Annotated in this window: 14 protein-coding genes; 8 read left to right on the forward strand and 6 right to left on the reverse strand. The window is 69.7% G+C overall.

Annotated features, from left to right (window positions below; genetic code table 11):
* Positions 1-126: 126 nt before the first annotated feature.
* The 3 genes from ACSF8R_RS02305 to ACSF8R_RS02315 are packed head-to-tail and all read left to right on the forward strand — an operon-like array spanning position 127 to position 3,047.
* On the forward strand, positions 127-615 hold the full coding sequence (locus tag ACSF8R_RS02305; protein WP_434810220.1) for an FMN-binding protein: 489 nt from the start codon (positions 127-129) through the stop codon (positions 613-615).
* Positions 615-1,484, forward strand: a complete 870-nt coding sequence (locus tag ACSF8R_RS02310) for an FAD:protein FMN transferase (protein WP_434810221.1) — start codon at positions 615-617, stop codon at positions 1,482-1,484. The genes ACSF8R_RS02305 and ACSF8R_RS02310 overlap by 1 nt, the downstream gene beginning before the upstream one ends.
* A 9-nt stretch (positions 1,485-1,493) precedes the next feature.
* A complete protein-coding gene (locus ACSF8R_RS02315) occupies positions 1,494-3,047 on the forward strand; it encodes an FAD-dependent oxidoreductase (protein WP_434810222.1) in 1,554 nt (517 codons plus the stop codon).
* An 81-nt stretch (positions 3,048-3,128) separates the two neighbouring features.
* Here the strand turns inward: ACSF8R_RS02315 and ACSF8R_RS02320 are convergent, their stop codons facing one another.
* The 3 genes from ACSF8R_RS02320 to gndA all read right to left on the reverse strand — a co-directional run bounded on the left by ACSF8R_RS02320 (position 3,129) and on the right by gndA (position 7,028).
* Positions 3,129-4,607: a sensor histidine kinase gene (locus ACSF8R_RS02320; RefSeq protein ID WP_434810223.1), complete on the reverse strand. Its 1,479-nt coding sequence runs from the start codon at positions 4,605-4,607 to the stop codon at positions 3,129-3,131.
* An 11-nt stretch (positions 4,608-4,618) separates the two neighbouring features.
* Complete coding sequence (locus tag ACSF8R_RS02325) at positions 4,619-5,356, reverse strand: response regulator transcription factor (protein ID WP_434810224.1); 738 nt, start codon at positions 5,354-5,356, stop codon at positions 4,619-4,621.
* A 223-nt stretch (positions 5,357-5,579) separates the two neighbouring features.
* Positions 5,580-7,028 (reverse strand): NADP-dependent phosphogluconate dehydrogenase, encoded by a 1,449-nt coding sequence (gene gndA, locus ACSF8R_RS02330; protein WP_434810225.1) that lies wholly within the window; start codon positions 7,026-7,028, stop codon positions 5,580-5,582.
* Positions 7,029-7,154: 126 nt separating this feature from the next.
* Here gndA and ACSF8R_RS02335 point away from each other — a divergent pair, with 126 nt between their 5' ends.
* Positions 7,155-7,652, forward strand: coding sequence for a gluconokinase (locus tag ACSF8R_RS02335; RefSeq protein WP_434810226.1), 498 nt, complete (start codon positions 7,155-7,157; stop codon positions 7,650-7,652).
* On the opposite strand, the gene ACSF8R_RS02340 is transcribed toward ACSF8R_RS02335, so the two are convergent.
* A complete protein-coding gene (locus ACSF8R_RS02340) occupies positions 7,640-7,762 on the reverse strand; it encodes a hypothetical protein (RefSeq protein WP_434810227.1) in 123 nt (40 codons plus the stop codon). The two genes, ACSF8R_RS02335 and ACSF8R_RS02340, sit on opposite strands and share 13 nt — an antisense overlap.
* Positions 7,763-7,960: 198 nt before the next feature.
* Between ACSF8R_RS02340 and ACSF8R_RS02345 the strand changes: the two genes are divergently transcribed.
* Together ACSF8R_RS02345 and pth are read left to right on the forward strand one after the other, a co-directional pair.
* Positions 7,961-8,590, forward strand: coding sequence for a 50S ribosomal protein L25/general stress protein Ctc (locus tag ACSF8R_RS02345; RefSeq protein WP_434810228.1), 630 nt, complete (start codon positions 7,961-7,963; stop codon positions 8,588-8,590).
* A gap of 78 nt (positions 8,591-8,668) precedes the next feature.
* Complete coding sequence (gene pth / locus ACSF8R_RS02350) at positions 8,669-9,253, forward strand: aminoacyl-tRNA hydrolase (protein ID WP_434810229.1); 585 nt, start codon at positions 8,669-8,671, stop codon at positions 9,251-9,253.
* A 6-nt stretch (positions 9,254-9,259) separates the two neighbouring features.
* On the opposite strand, the gene ACSF8R_RS02355 is transcribed toward pth, so the two are convergent.
* The gene (locus ACSF8R_RS02355; RefSeq protein WP_434810230.1) at positions 9,260-9,745 is read right to left on the reverse strand and encodes a hypothetical protein; all 486 of its coding nucleotides are present in this window, start codon (positions 9,743-9,745) and stop codon (positions 9,260-9,262) included.
* A 126-nt stretch (positions 9,746-9,871) separates the two neighbouring features.
* On the opposite strand from ACSF8R_RS02355, the gene mfd reads away from it, so the two are divergent.
* The gene (gene mfd / locus ACSF8R_RS02360; protein WP_434810379.1) at positions 9,872-13,399 is read left to right on the forward strand and encodes a transcription-repair coupling factor; all 3,528 of its coding nucleotides are present in this window, start codon (positions 9,872-9,874) and stop codon (positions 13,397-13,399) included.
* A 23-nt stretch (positions 13,400-13,422) separates the two neighbouring features.
* Positions 13,423-14,022 carry a gamma carbonic anhydrase family protein gene (locus ACSF8R_RS02365; RefSeq protein WP_434810231.1) on the forward strand — a complete coding sequence of 200 codons (600 nt, stop codon included), beginning with the start codon at positions 13,423-13,425 and terminating at the stop codon, positions 14,020-14,022.
* Positions 14,023-14,037: 15 nt separating this feature from the next.
* Here ACSF8R_RS02365 and ACSF8R_RS02370 read toward each other — a convergent pair whose 3' ends face one another.
* Positions 14,038-16,707: a phosphoenolpyruvate carboxylase gene (locus ACSF8R_RS02370; protein WP_434810232.1), complete on the reverse strand. Its 2,670-nt coding sequence runs from the start codon at positions 16,705-16,707 to the stop codon at positions 14,038-14,040.
* Positions 16,708-16,731 lie beyond the last annotated feature (24 nt).

The raw sequence follows: 16,731 nt of genomic DNA on the forward strand, positions 1-16,731 counted from the left end.
CACCCTTCGGCTTTCCACGCTGACGCAGAGGAATGCCATAGGGAATGCCGTGACTTCACGGTTAGCGTGGGGGCATTCCCGCACCGGAGATCCCGCCGGACAGGGCACGACCTCAGGAGGACCGTCATGATCCGCACCACCGCCGTACCCGGCGAGGTCCGCGTCGGCGCAGTCGCCGCATCCGTCGTCGGCGTCGCGTTGCTCGCCGGGTGCGCCGGCGCAGCCGCCACCGAGAGTGACACCACAGACACCTCCAGCGACACGTCGACGACGGAAACCACCGACTCGTCGACAACGACGGATTCGGGTGAGAGTGACTACGCCGACGGCACGTACACGGCCGAGGGCAGCTACTCGCCGCAGGCCGGCACGATCGAGACCATCTCGGTCACGCTCACGCTCGAGGACGACGTCATCACCGCCGTCGAGGTGACCGGCGACCCGCAGGCCCGTGAGTCCGAGCAGTATCAGTCGGAGTTCATCGGCGGCATCGCCGACGTCGTCGTCGGGGTCGACATCGACGAGATCTCGGTCAGCAAGGTCGCCGGGTCATCGCTCACCAGCGGCGGCTTCAACGACGCGGTCGAGACGATCAAGTCCGAAGCAGCCGCGTGATGAGCGCGCCGGCATCCGAATGGCGCTTCGACGCGATCGGCACCGGCTGGACGATCCACACCGAGGCGCCGTTGCCGAGCGACGCGCGGACAGCCGTCACGACGGTCGTCGAGGCCTTCGACCGTGACTGGTCGCGATTCCGCGACGACTCGCTCATCGCCGCGCTGGCGCGCGAGGGCGGCACCGTGCCTGCGCCGTCCGACACCGCCGGGATGCTGGACGCCTACGTCGCACTGTCCGAGGCGACAGGCGGCGCAGTGAACCCGCTCGTGGGCGAGGCGCTGGCCCGGCGCGGCTACGACGCGCGTTATTCGCTCGTCGACCGCGGGGCAGAGCCGGCGCCCGCCGACTGGCGCAATCTGCTCACCTGGAGTGCGGCCGAGCTCTCCGTTGCACGACCCGCCACGATCGACGTCGGCGCGCTCGGCAAGGGGCGCCTCGTCGATGTGGTCGGCGCTGCGCTGGAGTCCTGGATCGCCGGCGACATCACGATCGACGCGAGCGGCGACCTCGCCATCACCGGCACCGAGCGGGTCGCGCTCGAGCACCCGTACGACGCGACGCGTGCGATCGGCGTCTGGGAGGTCACCGACCGGGCGCTGTGCGCGTCGGCCGTGAACCGGCGCGCGTGGGGTGACGGACTGCACCACGTGCTCGATGCGCGCACGGGCGAGCCGGTGCGAACGATCGCGGCGACGTGGGCAGTCGCTCCCGACGCGATGCACGCCGATGCGATCGCGACGGCGCTGTTCTTCGACGGGGGCCCGAAGCTTGCGCACCAGTGGGGTGTGGAGTGGGTGCGCATGACGACGGACGGCAGTGTCGAATGGTCGCCCGGTTGCGGCGCCGACCTGTTCGTGCGGCGATAGCGTGGAATCATGCTGAGCACGCTCACGACGGTCTGGAACCGCGTCTACGCGATCATCGGTCGCGTCTCGATGTACCGACTGGTCTTGCTGCTGCTCGGGGCGCTGGCGGTGCTCGCCCTCGCACTCTCGCTGTTCCAGGCGATCGCGTACGGGCCGCTCGAGCTCATCGCCGCGGCGATCGTGCTGTCGGTCGCCGCGGCTGCGACCGATGCCGTCGCGCATCGCATCCTCGGCAAAGCGTGGCGGCTGGAGTCGTCGCTCATCACCGCGCTCATCCTGCTGTTCGTGCTGCGACCGTCGCTGGAACCGCTTGAACTCACCGGGCTTGCGATCGCGGCGGTTGTCGCATCGGCGTCGAAGTACCTGCTGGTCTGGCAGGGCCGTCACATCTTCAATCCGGCCGCGGTCGGGGCCGCCGTGTTGACGATCGTCAGCACCTGGCTCCCCGAGCTCGGCGCCTCCGCCTGGTGGGTGGGAACTCCGGCGCTGGCCGCGCCGGTGATCGTCGCTGGGCTCATTGTGCTGCTTCGCACGGAGAAGGTGCGCGTCGTCGGCCTCTTCGTGGTGATTGCGCTCGTCGTCTCCTTTGCGACGACGGCGTTCGCGTATGTCGACGCGGGCGTCTCGTTCGACGTCGGCACGATCGTCTCGCAGCTCGTGTGGAGTTCGCCGTACCTTTTCCTCGGCGCGTTCATGCTGTCTGAGCCATTGACGCTCCCGCCGCGTCGTTGGCAGCAGTGCGTCATCGCTGCGGTCGTCGGTGTGCTCGCCGGATGGCCGGGACTGTTTGTCCTCTTCAGGGTGAGCCCCGAGCATGCCTTGCTGATCGGCAATCTCGTCGCGTTCCTGTTCTGCTTCCGCTCGGCCGTGCGGCTCGAGTTCGTCGAGCGCACCGTGCTCACGCCGACCGTGCGTGAACTCACCTTCCGCGCCGGCCGCGGGGTGCGCTTCGCTCCGGGGCAGTACCTCGAGCTCGAGGTGCCGCATGCGCACGCGGACGCGCGCGGCACGCGGCGCGAGTTCAGCATCGTGTCGGCACCCGAAGAGCTGCCGCTCGTGAAGATCGCGCTGCGCGAAGGGTCGCAGTCCAGCTACAAGAAGGCGCTTGCGCAGGTCGAGGCAGGACGGATGCTGCCGGTGACCGGCATCTGGGGGGACTTCGTCCTGCCCGCGAAGCCTTCGACCCCGGTCCTCATGGTCGCTGCCGGCATCGGCGTGACACCGTTCGTGTCGCAGCTGCGTCACCTGCGTCATGCCGCGCAGCAGCGCGATGTGGTGTTCGTGTACGTCGCAGGCGGTGCCGAAGAACTCGCGTTCCGCGACGACCTCGAGGCGTCTGGTGTGCCGGTGATCATCGTCACGAAGACCGAGCCGTCCTCCCTGCCCGGGCACTGGCGTTGGGCGGGAGGTGGGCGCCTGACCGCCGACAGCCTCGTCGAGCTCGTGCCTGACATCGCCCACCGCCACGCCTACATCTCTGGACCTCCCGGGCTGATCGCAGATCTCGCGCCCGCGCTTGAGAAGGCGCACGCGATCACGACCGACGCGTTCTCCGGGTACTGATGCCGGCCGGCTCACTAGCTCGAGGCGCTCGCTGCCGACCTGGCCGCCTGGACCGAATCGGTGCGCGCCTGACCCCGGCCGTCAGGCCGAAGGATCTGCGGGGCGTGCCGGCAGCCGGACCTCGAACGTGGTCGACCCGGGTTCGCTCGTGACGTCGATCCGTCCGCCGTGCGCGTCGACGATCGCCTTCACGATCGACAGCCCGAGTCCCGTGCCGCCGGTTTGCCGAGCCCGCGACACGTCGGCGCGCGCGAACCGTTCGAACAGGGCGTCGCGGACGGCGGGATCGATGCCGGGGCCGTCGTCGTGCACGCGCAGCACGGCCTCGCCGTCTTCCACGGCGACCGAGGCGGTCACCCGCGTGCCCGGGGGCGTGTGCACACCGGCGTTCGCGAGCAGGTTCACCGCCACCTGCTGCAGTCGCGCCGCGTCGGCTGCGACGACAACGGGTTCTTCGCCGGCGTCGATGAGCCACTCGTGGTCGGGGCGCGCGGCCTGCGCATCGGCGACGGCGTCGATCGCGAGGCGGGTCAGATCGACCGCGCCATAGACGAGTTCTTTGCCCTCGTCGAGTCGTGCCAGCAGCAGCAGATCTTCGACGAGTGTCGTCATGCGCAGCGACTGCGCCTGGATGCGTTCGAGCGACTGCTCGGTGTTCTGCGCGGTTGCTTCGGCCTGCGCCTTCACGGCGCGCGCCGTGCCGGTCGCTTCGCGCTGCTGACGGATGCCGCGCAGCGACAGCTCCGAATAGCCGCGGATGGATGCCAGCGGTGTGCGCAGTTCGTGGCTGGCATCCGCGACGAACGCGCGCATCCGCTCTTCGTTGCGCTGCCTTGCCGCGAGCGAGGTGTCGACGTGGTCGAGCAGGGTGTTCAATGCGGCGCCGACACGGCCGATCTCGGTGCGTTCGTCGGCCTCTTCGGCCGGCACACGGTGCGCGATCGACACCGCGCCCTGCGCGAGCGGCTGCGAGGCGACGCGCGTCGCAGTCTCGGCGACGGCGCGCAGGGGCCGCAGGGAATGACGGATGACGAGCGAGATGACGGCGGCGAGCAGCAGCAGGCCGCCCGCGGTGAGCAGCGCCACGGTCGTGAGGATGCGTCCGATCGTCGAGGTCAGGTCGGAGGTCGGCTTGCCGGTGATGACCCACAGGCCCGAGGGGTCGCTGTCGGACTGGACCCGGTATTCACCGACGCCGTCGATCGTGACGGTGCTCATGCGCGGATCCTTCGCGCCGTCGACGACTTGGTCGACCTGATCCGATGTCAGTTCGACCACTTCGCGGTCGGCGTTGATGTAGGCGCCGGTCGTGCCGGCGAGATTGCGCCCGACCAGCAGCGTGCCCTCATCCTGTGGACTCGCCTCCAGGACTTCGGCGGCCGTGTTGTACGCCGTCCAGCGCACCCGGATGTCCTGCACCGATGCATCGAGATTCTCGCGGAGGATCGTGCCGAGAATGGCGCCGGTCGCGAGGCCCACCGCGATGAGGATGAGTGAGACGAAGCTCACGACGGTGACGATGAGGCGTGTCTGCAGGCTCCAGCGACGACGCCGTGCCACGGGTACCGCGGTCACTGTGGGGCTTTGATCATGTAGCCGACGCCGCGGACCGTGTGGATGAGCGGATCGCGGCCCGCGTCGAGCTTCTTGCGCAGGTACGAGATGTACAGTTCGACGACGCTGGAGCGGCCGCCGAAGTCGTAGTTCCAGACGCGGTCGAGGATCTGCGCCTTCGAGACGACGCGACGCTGGTTGCGCATCAAGAACCGGAGCAGCTCGAACTCCGTCGCCGTCAGTTCGATCTCCTCGCCGTCGCGCTCGACCTCGTGCGAGTCCTCGTTCAGCGTGAGGTCTCCCACCCGAAGGATCGGGTCGGCGCCGCTTGCGAGTGCGGTGCCGGCGCGACGCATGAGACCGCGCAGCCGGGCGACGACCTCTTCGAGGCTGAAGGGCTTCGTGACGTAGTCGTCACCGCCGGCGGTGAGACCGGCGACACGGTCGGCGACGGCATCCTTCGCCGTGAGGAACAGCACCGGCACCTCGTTGCCGCCCTGCCGCAGTCGCTGCAGCACCGCCATGCCGTCGAGGTCGGGCATCATGATGTCGAGCACCATGGCGTCGGGGTCGAATTCGCGCGCGGCGGTGAGGGCGTCGAAGCCCGAGCCCGCGGTGCGGACCTCCCACCCCTCCATTCGCAAGGCCATCGACAGCAGGTCGGTGAGCATCTGCTCGTCGTCGACGACGAGCACGCGCAGGGGCGACCCGTCGGGACGGTGCAGGGCGGTGGCTGTGGCGGCGGGAGCGGTCATGGTCTCCATTGTGGACACATATCTATGAGATGCCTATGGCATCGGCTATGCGTGGGCTGAGAGTCCCGCACTCTCGCGCATAGCTCACGCCCGCGCGTGCTGCTCGCCGATGAGCCCACCGGACAAGGGCGTGGTGAAGGACATCACGCGCTGATCATCCCCGTGCATGCAGCGAGGGCCGCCGGATCATCCGGCGGCCCTCGTGGTGTCTGTCATCGCAGCGTCAGTGCGTGTCCTCTGCCTCGATCTCGGAACGGTCGCCCGACCACAGGGTGTGGAAGGTGCCTTCCTTGTCGATGCGGCGGTAGGTGTGGGCGCCGAAGAAGTCGCGCTGGCCCTGGATGAGGGCCGCGGGCAGACGTTCGGCGCGCAGCCCGTCGTAGTACGACAGCGACGAGCTGAACGCGGGGGCGGGGATGCCGGCGCCCGCGGCGACCTGCACGATCTCGCGCCACGACGACTGGGCGCGCTGCAGTGCCTCGACGAAGTAGGGGGCGGTCAGCAGCACCGGCAGTTCGGGCTCGGCCGCGTAGGCGTCGGCGATGCGGTTGAGGAACTGGGCGCGGATGATGCAGCCGGCGCGCCAGATCTTGCTGACGGCGCCGAGGTCGATCGTCCAGCCGTACTGGGCGGCGCCGGCGCGGATCTCGTCGAAGCCCTGCGAGTACGCGACGATCTTCGACGCGTACAGGGCCAGGCGCACCTGCTCGATGAACGCGTCGGCGTCAGCGACCGTGAACTCGCCCTCGGGGCCGGGCAGGTCGCCCGAGACGGCACGCTGCTCGCGGTGGCTCGACAGCGACCGTGCGAAGGTCGCCTCGGCGATGCCCGAGACCGGCACGCCGAGATCCAGCGCGGTCTGCACGGTCCACGCACCGGTGCCCTTGGCGCCGGCGGAGTCGAGGATGATGTCGACCAGCGGCTGCCCGGTGGCGGCGTCGGTCTGACGCAGCACCTCGGCGGTGATCTCGATGAGGTAGCTCTCCAGCTCGCCGGTGTTCCACTCGGCGAAGATGTCGGCGATCTCCGCCGGGGTCTTGCCGGTGCCGCGGCGGATGAGGTCGTACGCCTCGGCGATGAGCTGCATGTCGGCGTACTCGATGCCGTTGTGCACCATCTTCACGAAGTGCCCGGCACCGTCGTGGCCCACGTGCGTGACGCACGGCTCGCCCTCGGCGACGGCCGCGATCGAGCGCAGGATCGGACCGAGCGTGACCCACGCCTCGTCCGGGCCGCCGGGCATCAGCGACGGGCCGAGGAGTGCGCCCTCTTCACCGCCCGAGACGCCCATGCCGACGAAGTTGAAGCCGCGTTCGCGCACGGTCTGCTCACGGCGGATCGTGTCGGTGAACAGCGCGTTGCCGCCGTCGATGATGATGTCGCCGGGCTCGAACACGTTCATGAGCTCATCGATGACGGCATCCGTCGGACGGCCGGCCTTGACCATGATGATCGCGGTGCGCGGCTGCTGCAGCGACGCGGCGAACTCCTGGTACGAGAAGGCCGGGACGAACTCCGCCTCGGGGTGCTCGGCCACCAGGTGCTCGGTCTTCTCCGCGCTGCGGTTGAACACCGCCACCGTGTTGCCCTCGCGGGATGCCAGGTTGCGGGCGAGGTTCGACCCCATCACCGCAAGCCCGACCACGCCGATGTTCGCTGCGTTCTCGGTCACTCGTACTCCTGTCTCCGGTCGCTTTCCAGCCTAGATGCTGGCATGTGCGTGTTACACCGCGGGGGCGTGACGCTCACCGCGGCGCGGCAGGCCGTGTGAGCAGAAGCCACGTGACAGCATGACCCCATGCGGATCGTCGTGATGGGCCCGAGCGGATCGGGCAAGTCGCTCGTCGGAGCCGCGCTCGCGGCGCGGCTGGGGGCACGTTTCACCGACGGCGACGACCTGCACCCGAAGGCGAACATCGCCAAGATGCGGGCCGGTGTGCCGCTCGAAGACGCGGACCGCGAGCCGTGGCTGGATGCCGTCGCACACACGCTCGTGCGCACGGCGCCCTCGGTGGTGGCGTGTTCGGCGTTGCGCAGGTCGTATCGCGACCGCATCCGTCAGACCTGCGTCGACGCGTGGTTCGTCGAACTGGTCGTGCCCGCGACCGATCTGCACGAGCGGATGTCGCGACGCGACCACTTCATGCCGCCGGCGCTCCTGGCATCGCAGCTCGAGCTGCTCGAACCGCTCGCCACGGACGAAGCGGGGATGCGCATCGACGGCACCGGAGCCCTCGAAGGGCTCGTCGCGCGTGTCGCAGCGGTGCGCAGCGTGCGGACGAATCAGTCCTTGTAGCTGCCCGAACGGCCGAGCGACCACAGCGCTCCGAACGCGCCGATCGTGGCGCACACCGACATGACGCCGATGAGCCAGCCGAGCGCGTGCGACATCCAGCCGTAGTCCATGGGGTTCTCCTCCTCGATCGGGCGTGTTCATCGTATCGGGGTCGCTGGTAGACTGAGGACGAACTTCGGCGAGGGATGCATCTGCATCCGTGATCGACGCGGTGAAGCAGGCACTTGCGGCTTTCCTCACGCGCACGCGTTCGAGTCGAACCACAGACCCCGTATCTGGGCTGCAACAGCCCGCAAGGAGAAACAGACATGTCGACTGAGACCGACACCAAGGTCGTCGCCGAACTGCGCGAGCAGTTCGGCAAGGGCTTCGCCCGCCGCCTGCGCGCCGCAGGTCAGATCCCCGCCGTCATCTACGGCCACGGCACCTCGCCCGTGCACGTCGCGCTGCCCGGCCACCAGGTCAGCCTGCTGGTGCGCCGCGCGAACGCCTTGCTCGAGCTCGTCATCGACGGCAAGCAGCAGCTCACGCTGGTCAAGGACGTCCAGAAGGACCCCGTGCACCAGATCATCGAGCACATCGACCTCCTCGTCGTGAAGAAGGGCGAGAAGATCCAGGTCGACGTGCCCGTCTCCGTCACCGGTGAGCCCTTCTCCGGCACGATCGCCACCCTCGAGCACACCTCGGTCACGCTCGAGGTCGAGGCCACCCACATCCCCGAGCACGTCGTCGTCGACGTCGAGGGCCTCGAGGAGGGCGCGCACATCACCGCCGCCGACCTCACCCTGCCCAAGGGCGCCGCGCTCGTCGCCGACCCCGAGACCCTCATCGTCGCCGTCACGCTGCCGCCGGCACCGGTCGAAGAGGATGAGGCGACCGAGGAGACCGAGGGCGACGCGTCCGAGGCAGCCGAGGCCGAGGCCGAGGCCGCCGAGTAATCGCGGACACGCACACACGCACGACGCCCGTCGCCGCCGCACCAGGTGGCGGCGGGCGTCGTCTTCGAGAGGATGCCGATGGTCGACACCTGGATCGTCGTCGGGCTGGGCAACCCCGGCCAGCGCTATGAGGCGACGAGGCACAACGTCGGTCAGATGGTCGTCGACGAACTCGCCTCCCGCCGCGGCGAAACGCTGCGAGCCCACAAGAGCAACGCCCGCGCGGCCGAGTCATGGCTGCGCCCCGGCGCGGCGAAGATGGTGCTCGCCAAGCCGAACAGCTTCATGAACGTGTCGGGCGGCCCCGTCTCGGCGCTGGCCAAGTTCTACGGGGTGCCCGCGGAACGCATCGTCGTCGTGCACGACGAACTCGACATCCCCTTCGACACCCTCAAGCTCAAGACCGGCGGCGGCCACGGCGGTCACAACGGCGTGCGCGACGTCGCCAAAGCGTTGGGCACCCCGGACTTTCCTCGGGTGCGCGTCGGGATCGGCAGGCCTCCCGGCCGCCAGGACCCCGCCGACTGGGTGCTCGACCCCTTCTCGAGCGCCGAGCGCGCAACGCTCACGCACCTCATCGCCGATGCCGCCGACGCCGTCGAGCAGCTCATCGACGAGGGGCTCACCTCAGCGCAACAGCGCTACCACGCGCCGCGCGACTGAGCCGGATCAACCGGCGCTGGCGACGCCGAGGATCGCGGCGACCGCGCCGATGAACAGGACGGGGCCCAGCGCGGCGATCACGATCGCCACCACCCCGAACGCGCGCCCGCGGCGCCGGGCCACGGCGACCCACCCCAGCACGAACCCGGCCACGCCGAGTGCCGTGCCGATCCAGAACGCCAGCTCACCCGCCAGCACGTCACCCGCAACGGGACTGAACAGGCGTGGGTCGAACGTGCCTGAGGCGGCCAGATCTGGCCCGACCGTCGCGGCGACGCGAAGCGCGACCACCACACCGATGATCCCTGCGCCGATCGTCGCGAGCGCCGCGAGCACCAGCGCGATCACGCCGAGCGTCGCCGGGCCGGCGGGCTCGGGAACACGGGCGTAGACCGGTGGCAGCGCGGGCGCGGCCGCGGTCGGATACGTGTACGGCGCGGCGGGGGCGGTGAACCCCGGCGCGGGCCCGCTCGGCGGCGGAGGCTGGGTCATGCGCCCATCTTAAGAGGCGCCGCACGGTCGGTCGGGCCGGGTGTCGGGGCTGCCGCGTAGACTTCTGCGGTGACAGTTCCCGGGATCGTGCGCGCCCTCGCGCAGGAAGACGCGCTGCATCCGGCGATGGCGGCATCCCGCACCGATGCGGAATTCTCGCTCGTCGAGGGGCTCGATGCACCGCTCATCGCCGCACTGCTCGAGCGACGTCGCGCAGCCGGCGAGACCGCCACGATGCTCGCCGTCGCGCCCACAGGACGCCGTGCCGAAGCACTGGGAACCGCGCTCGAGGCCCTGCTGCCGGGCGTCGACGTCGTGCATTTTCCGGCGTGGGAGACCTTGCCCCACGAACGGTTGAGTCCGAGCACGGAGACCGTCGGCCGCCGCCTCGAAGTGCTGCGACGGCTCGCAGACACCGGTCGCCCCGTCGTCGTCACCGCGTCGGTGCGCGCAGCGCTGCAACCGCTCGCCGCAGGCCTCGTCTCGGCAGGCGTCGTCGAACTGCGCGTGGGCGCGCGAGGCCTCGAACTCGAGGAGACCGTCAAGCGGCTCGTCGAACTCGCGTACCACCGCGTCGACATGGTCGCGCGGCGCGGGGAGTTCGCTGTGCGCGGCGGGATCCTCGACGTGTTCCCGCCGACATCGGCCCACCCGTTCCGCGTCGAGTTCTTCGGCGACGAGGTCGATCAGATCCGCGCCTTCTCCGTGGCCGACCAACGCTCCCTGCCAGGCGACGTGCAGTTCGTCGAGCTGCCGCCCAGCCGCGAACTGCTGCTGACCGAGGACGTCCGGCTGCGCGCACTCGCGCTGCAGGACCGATTCCCGGGCCTTCGCGGCATGCTCGAGAAGATGTCCGAAGGCATCCCCGTCGAGGGCATGGAGTCGCTCCTGCCGGCACTCGTCGACAGCGTCGTACCCCTGCTGGACTACCTGCCCGATGGCGCGCCGGTGGCGCTTCTCGATCCGGAGCGCGCCGTGACGCGCGCCCTCACGCTCGGCGAAACGAACCGTGAGTTCCTCGACGCCGCGTGGAGCGCCGCCACTGCCGGCGCCGACACGCCCGTCGACCTCGGTGCGGGCGACTTCTTGACGCTGCCCGACCTGCGTCAGGCCGCGGCCGATCGCGGGGGGCGCTGGTGGTCCTTCAGCGCGTTCGACTCCGGCGCGGCCGACGCCGTCGCCGAAGGGCTCAGCGACGAGGACGGCACGCTCCGCGTTCCCGGCACCCCGGTGCCGTCGTTCCAGGGCAGCGTGGACGGCGCCGTCGGGCACGTGCAGGCGCTGCTGGCCGACGGCTGGCGCGTCGTCGTCACCGCGACCGGCTCGGGTCTCGTCGACCGCGCACACGATGTCCTGTCGGAGCGAGGCGTCGCTTCGCGCGTCGTCGACGGCCTTGAGGCCGCTCCAGAACCGGGCGTCGCCCACCTGGCTGTCGCGCGCCTCGAACGCGGATTCCAGATTCCGCAGGCCCGGCTCGCCGTGCTCACCGAATCGGAGTTCTACGGGCGCACGATCGGCGGCGACACACGCGTCGTGAAGAAGCTCGCGTCGCGCCGACGCAACGTCGTCGACCCGCTGCAGCTGAATCCCGGCGACCCTGTCGTGCACGCCACGCACGGCATCGGCAAGTTCGTCGAACTCGTGCAGCGCGAGGTGTCCTCGGGTGGACGCAATGCGGTCAAGACCACGCGCGAGTACCTCGTGCTCGAATATGCGCCGTCCAAGCGAGGGTACCCGGGCGACAAGCTGTTCGTGCCCACCGATCAGCTCGACCAGCTCTCGCGCTACGTCGGTGGCGAAGCCCCGGTGCTGTCGAAGATGGGCGGCAGCGACTGGGCGGCGGCCAAGGGCAAGGCGCGCAAGGCCGTGCGCGACATCGCCGTCGAACTCGTCAAGCTGTACTCGGCGCGCATGTCGTCGAAGGGGCATGCTTTCGGCCCCGATACACCGTGGCAGCGCGAGCTCGAAGAAGCGTTCCCGTTCGCCGAGACTGCCGATCAGCTCCAGACGATCGACGAGATCAAAGCAGACATGGAGCGGCCGATTCCGATGGACAGGCTCCTGTCGGGCGATGTCGGCTTCGGCAAGACCGAGGTCGCCGTGCGCGCCGCGTTCAAGGCCATTCAGGAAGGCAAACAGGTCGCGATGCTCGTGCCCACGACCCTCCTGGTCAAACAGCACCTCGAGACCTTCACGGAGCGTTACGCGGGATTCCCGGTCAAAGTGCGCCCGCTCTCGCGCTTCCAGACCGACAAGGAGGCGCGCGACACCCTCACGGGGCTGCTCGACGGCAGCGTCGACATGGTCATCGGCACCCACCGCATCCTCACCGAGAAGGTGGTCTTCAAAGACCTCGGCCTCATGATCATCGACGAGGAGCAGCGCTTCGGCGTCGAACACAAGGATGCGCTGAAGAAGCTCAAGACCAACGTCGACATCCTCGCGATGAGTGCGACACCCATTCCCCGCACGCTCGAGATGGCCGTCACCGGCATCCGCGAGATGTCGACGCTCCAGACCCCGCCCGAGGACCGGCATCCCATTCTCAGCTACGTCGGACCGCGCAACGACAAGCAGGTCGCCGCGGCCATCCGTCGTGAGCTGCTGCGTGAAGGGCAGGTCTTCTACGTCCACAATCGCGTGCAGTCGATTCAGCGCGTCGCATCGCAGCTCGCCGAACTCGTGCCCGAGGCGCGGGTCGTCGTCGCGCACGGCCAGATGGGGGAGCACCAGCTCGAACAGGTCGTCGACGACTTCTGGGAGCGCAAGGCCGACGTCCTCGTCTCGACGACGATCATCGAGACCGGCCTCGACATCTCCAACGCGAACACGATCATCATCGATCGCGCCGACAAGTACGGGCTCAGCCAACTCCACCAGCTGCGCGGCCGCGTCGGGCGTGGCCGCGAGCGCGCCTACGCCTACTTCCTCTACGACGACATGAAACCCCTCAGTGAGACGGCAGCCGACCGACTCGAGACCATCGCGGTCAACAACGACCTCGGCAGCGGCATGCAGGTCGCGCTGAAAGACCTCGAGATCCGCGGCGCCGGCAACCTGCTGGGCGCCGAGCAGGCCGGTCACATCGCCGGCGTCGGCTTCGACCTGTACCTGCGCATGATCGGGGAGGCCGTCGCGACCTTCCGCGGCGAAGAGACCGAGGGCCCGGCCGAGCTGCGCCTCGAACTTCCCGTCGAGGCGCGCGTGCCCGAGTCGTACATCGACAGCGAACGACTGCGCCTCGAGGCGTACCAGAAGCTGTCGGCCGCCGCGGCGATCAGCGCGAAAGACGATGCGATCGACCTCGTCATCGAAGAGCTGCGCGACCGATACGGTGAACCGCCGGCATCCGTCGAGGGTCTCTTCTCGGTCGCTCGCCTTCGTCGTCGAGTCGCCCAGTCGCAGCTCACCGATGTCGTCGCGATGGGACCGAACCTCCGGATCGCGCCCGCGCGACTGCCCGATTCCATGCGCGTCCGCCTGCAGCGCCTGCACCCGAAGGCCAAGGTGCTCTCGGGTGGGGAGGCGATGATCGTGCCGTTGCCGACGGCAGACGGCGCGCCGCTCGCAGACGCCGACCTCATCGCCTGGGTGAGGCAACTGCTCGATCAGATGTTCCCGCTGCCGGTCGCCGATCCCGAGCCCGCGGCCTGAACCGCAGCCGCTATTGTGGCGCCATGCGCTACGAGCACCTCGGGGCGCGGCCCCGCATCCACCCCGACGCCGTGATCGCACCGACGGCTGTCATCTCGGGCGACGTGACGGTCGGCGCCGGCAGCCAGGTGTTGCACGGCGTCGTGATCACGGCCGAGGGCGGCCCCGTGACCCTCGGCGAGAACGTCATCGTCATGGAGAACGCACTCGTGCGCGCCAGCGCCGTGCATCCCGTGCACATCGGGTCGCACGTGCTCGTCGGGCCGATGGCATCGGTGGCGGGCGCGACGATCGCCGACGAAGTGTTCCTGGCGACCGGCACACGCATCTTCAACGGTGCACGCATCGGGCGGCGCAGCGAGGTGCGCATCAACGCGGTCGTGCACCTGCGCACGGTGCTGCCGGAGGGCTCGGTCGTGCCGATCGGCTGGGTCGCCGTCGGTGACCCGGCGCGGATGCTCTCACCCGACCGGCACGACGAGATCTGGGAACTGCAGCAGGAACTCGACTTTCCGGGGTTCGTCTTCGGTCTCGACCGCGACACCCCCGACCTGATGGTTCAGCTCACCGAGCGCTACGCTGCCGCGCTCTCGCGCCACGCGCTCGACCGCCCCGCCGACTGACCCGAACTCGGTGACTCACCCGGTGTTCTGCAGACCCGCCGACACGCCGCTGACCGACAGCAGCAGCAGCCGCTGCCAGTGCGGGGGCGCCTGCTCGGATTCGTCGGAGCGCAGCGCGCGCAGGGCACGCAACTGCAGCAGCGAGAGCGCGTCGACGTAGGGGCTGCGCATCTTGACCGCGCGTTGCAGCACGGGCTTGTTGGCGAGCAGTCCGTCGCCGCCGACGATGCGGGTCACCCAGTCGCGGGTCAGCAGCATCTCGTCCATCACGAGGTCGGCGAGGTCGTCGCGATCACCGAGCGCCAGGTAGCGGCGGGCGATGCGGGGGTCGGCCTTCGCGAGCGACATGCCGACGTTGTCGATCATGGTGCGAAGCAGTGGCCATTCCTCGTACGCCCGCCGCAGCAGCGCCTCGTCGCCGACGGCCTCAAGTGCCGTGCCGAGCCCGAACCAGCCGGCAAGGTTGATGCGCGCCTGCGACCACGCGAACACCCACGGAATCGCCCGGAGGTCTTCGAGGGACTCGACCGACAGTCCGCGGCGGGCCGGGCGGGAACCGAGCGCGAGCAGGCCGATCTCCTCCATGGGGGTCACCGTCGCGAACCACTGCGCGAACCCGTCCGCCTTCACGAGCGAGAAGAAGCGCTCGCGGGATGCGCTGTCCATCGCGGATGCGACCTCGGCGTAGCGCTGCGCAGCTTGACGGTTGCGCTTCTCGTTCGAGGGCGCCGATGCGAGCAGGGTCGCCGCGGCGACCTGGTCGATGTGGCGCATCGCGATGGCGGGGTCGCCGTAGCGCGCGAAGATCACCTCGCCCTGCTCGGTGAGCTTGAAGCGGCCGTCGACGGAGTGCGGCGGCTGCGCGAGGATCGCGGAGTTCGCCGGGCCGCCGCCGCGACCGAGCGCTCCGCCGCGGCCGTGGAAGAGGGTGAGTTCGATGCCCTGTTCCTGCGCCCACGCCGAGATCTTCGCCTGCGCGTCGTACAGGGCGAGGTTCGCGGCGACGGGGCCGACGTCCTTCGACGAGTCGGAGTAGCCGAGCATCACTTCGAGTCGGTTGGCGGTCTCGGCCAGTCGCTGCGCGAACGCTTCGTGCTGCACGACCTCGGCCATGATCTGCGGTGCCGCCTGGAGGTCGGCGAACGTCTCGAACAGCGGGATGACGTCGAGCACGGGCAGGGTGCCCTCTGCGCCGACGGCATGACGCGCGAGGCGGTACACCGTGACGAGGTCCTCGGCCGATTGCGTGAACGAGACGATGTAGCGACCGGCGGCGCGCGGGCCGTAGCGCTTCTGGATCTGCGCGATCGCCCGGAAGACGTCGAGCACCTCGCGGGCCTGGTCGCTGAGCGCGCCGCCTGCCTCGCACTCGGCGAGCACCTTCGCGTGCACGGCGGAGTGCTGCCGCACTTCGAGTTCGGCGAGGTGGAAGCCGTAGGTCTCCACCTGCCAGAGCAGCTGCTGCAGATGCCCGTACGCCTGTCGGGGCGCCCCCGCGGCGACGAGCGACGCCTGCACGGTGCGCAGGTCGGTGAGCAGGTGCTCGGGGTTGCGATACGCGAGGTCTGCGTCACGGTCGCGGGTTGCTGCGATGCGCCGGGCGATGAGCATCATGACGCGCTTGTGCGGCTCGCCGGGCGCTCGGGTGACGATGTCGCTCGCGGCATCCTCGTCGGCGGCCGCCAGGCGGTCCCACAGCAGCACGAGGGCGTCCGACGGTGGCGTCGTGTCGGCGGCGAGGGTGAGGCCTCGCGCGATACGCGAGGCGCTGCGCTCGAGTCCGATGAGGATATGCTCCGACGCGATCGCGGCGGCCTTCTTGGTGACCGACGCCGTGACGAAGGGGTTGCCGTCGCGGTCGCCGCCGACCCAGGTACCCAGGCGCACGAAGGGGCGGACGACGGGGGAGCGGCTGCCGGCGCCGGGCCCCTGAAGGGCGTCGTCGACACGGCGGTACACGTGCGGGATCGCCGTGTAGAGCGTTTCGTCGAAGACGGCCATGATCGAGCGCACCTCGTCGACGGGCGTCGGCTTCTCTGCGCGCAGCGGGGCAGTGCGCCACAGCGTGTCGATCTCTTCGAGCATGCGGCGCTCGGCGCGGCGCTGGTCGGCGCCGCCGTCGATCGCCGAGTCGTGCTCGCCCAGCAGCGTCTCCAGGCGCCGGATGCTGGTCGAGACCGCACGCCGGCGCGCTTCGGTCGGGTGCGCCGTGAAGACCGGGTGGAAGCGCATGTTCTGCAGTCGACGCAGTGCGGTGTCGTCGCCGACTTCGGCGGCGAGCCGTACGAAGGCCGCGGCGACCGAGTCGGTCACCTGCTCCCGGTCGGGCCGTCCGTCGCGTTCGCGCAGGACGCGGACGCGCTGACTCTCTTCGGCGAGGTTCGCGAGGTGGAAGTAGGCGGTGAAGGCGCGGGCGACCTCGTCGGCGCGGTCGACCGAGAACGAATCGGCGATCGCGGCGGCATGCTCGAACGCCTCGGGGGACTCGTCGGTGTACGCGGCGATCGTGGCCTGCCGGAGTCGCTCGACGTCTTCGTACAGTCCCGCCGATCCGCTCTCGCGCAGCACGCGGCCCAGGAGTGAGCCGAGCAGGCGGACGTCGGCGCGCATCTGCTCGGGCAGCTCCTGCTCGGCGTCGGCACGGCCGACCAGATCGAGGGCTTCGGTCGGGGTGGGTTCACGCATCCCTCCACGCTAGTGCGCCCGTGT

The sequence above is a fragment of the Microbacterium sp. bgisy189 genome (assembly GCF_965345345.1).
GTDB lineage: Bacteria > Actinomycetota > Actinomycetes > Actinomycetales > Microbacteriaceae > Microbacterium.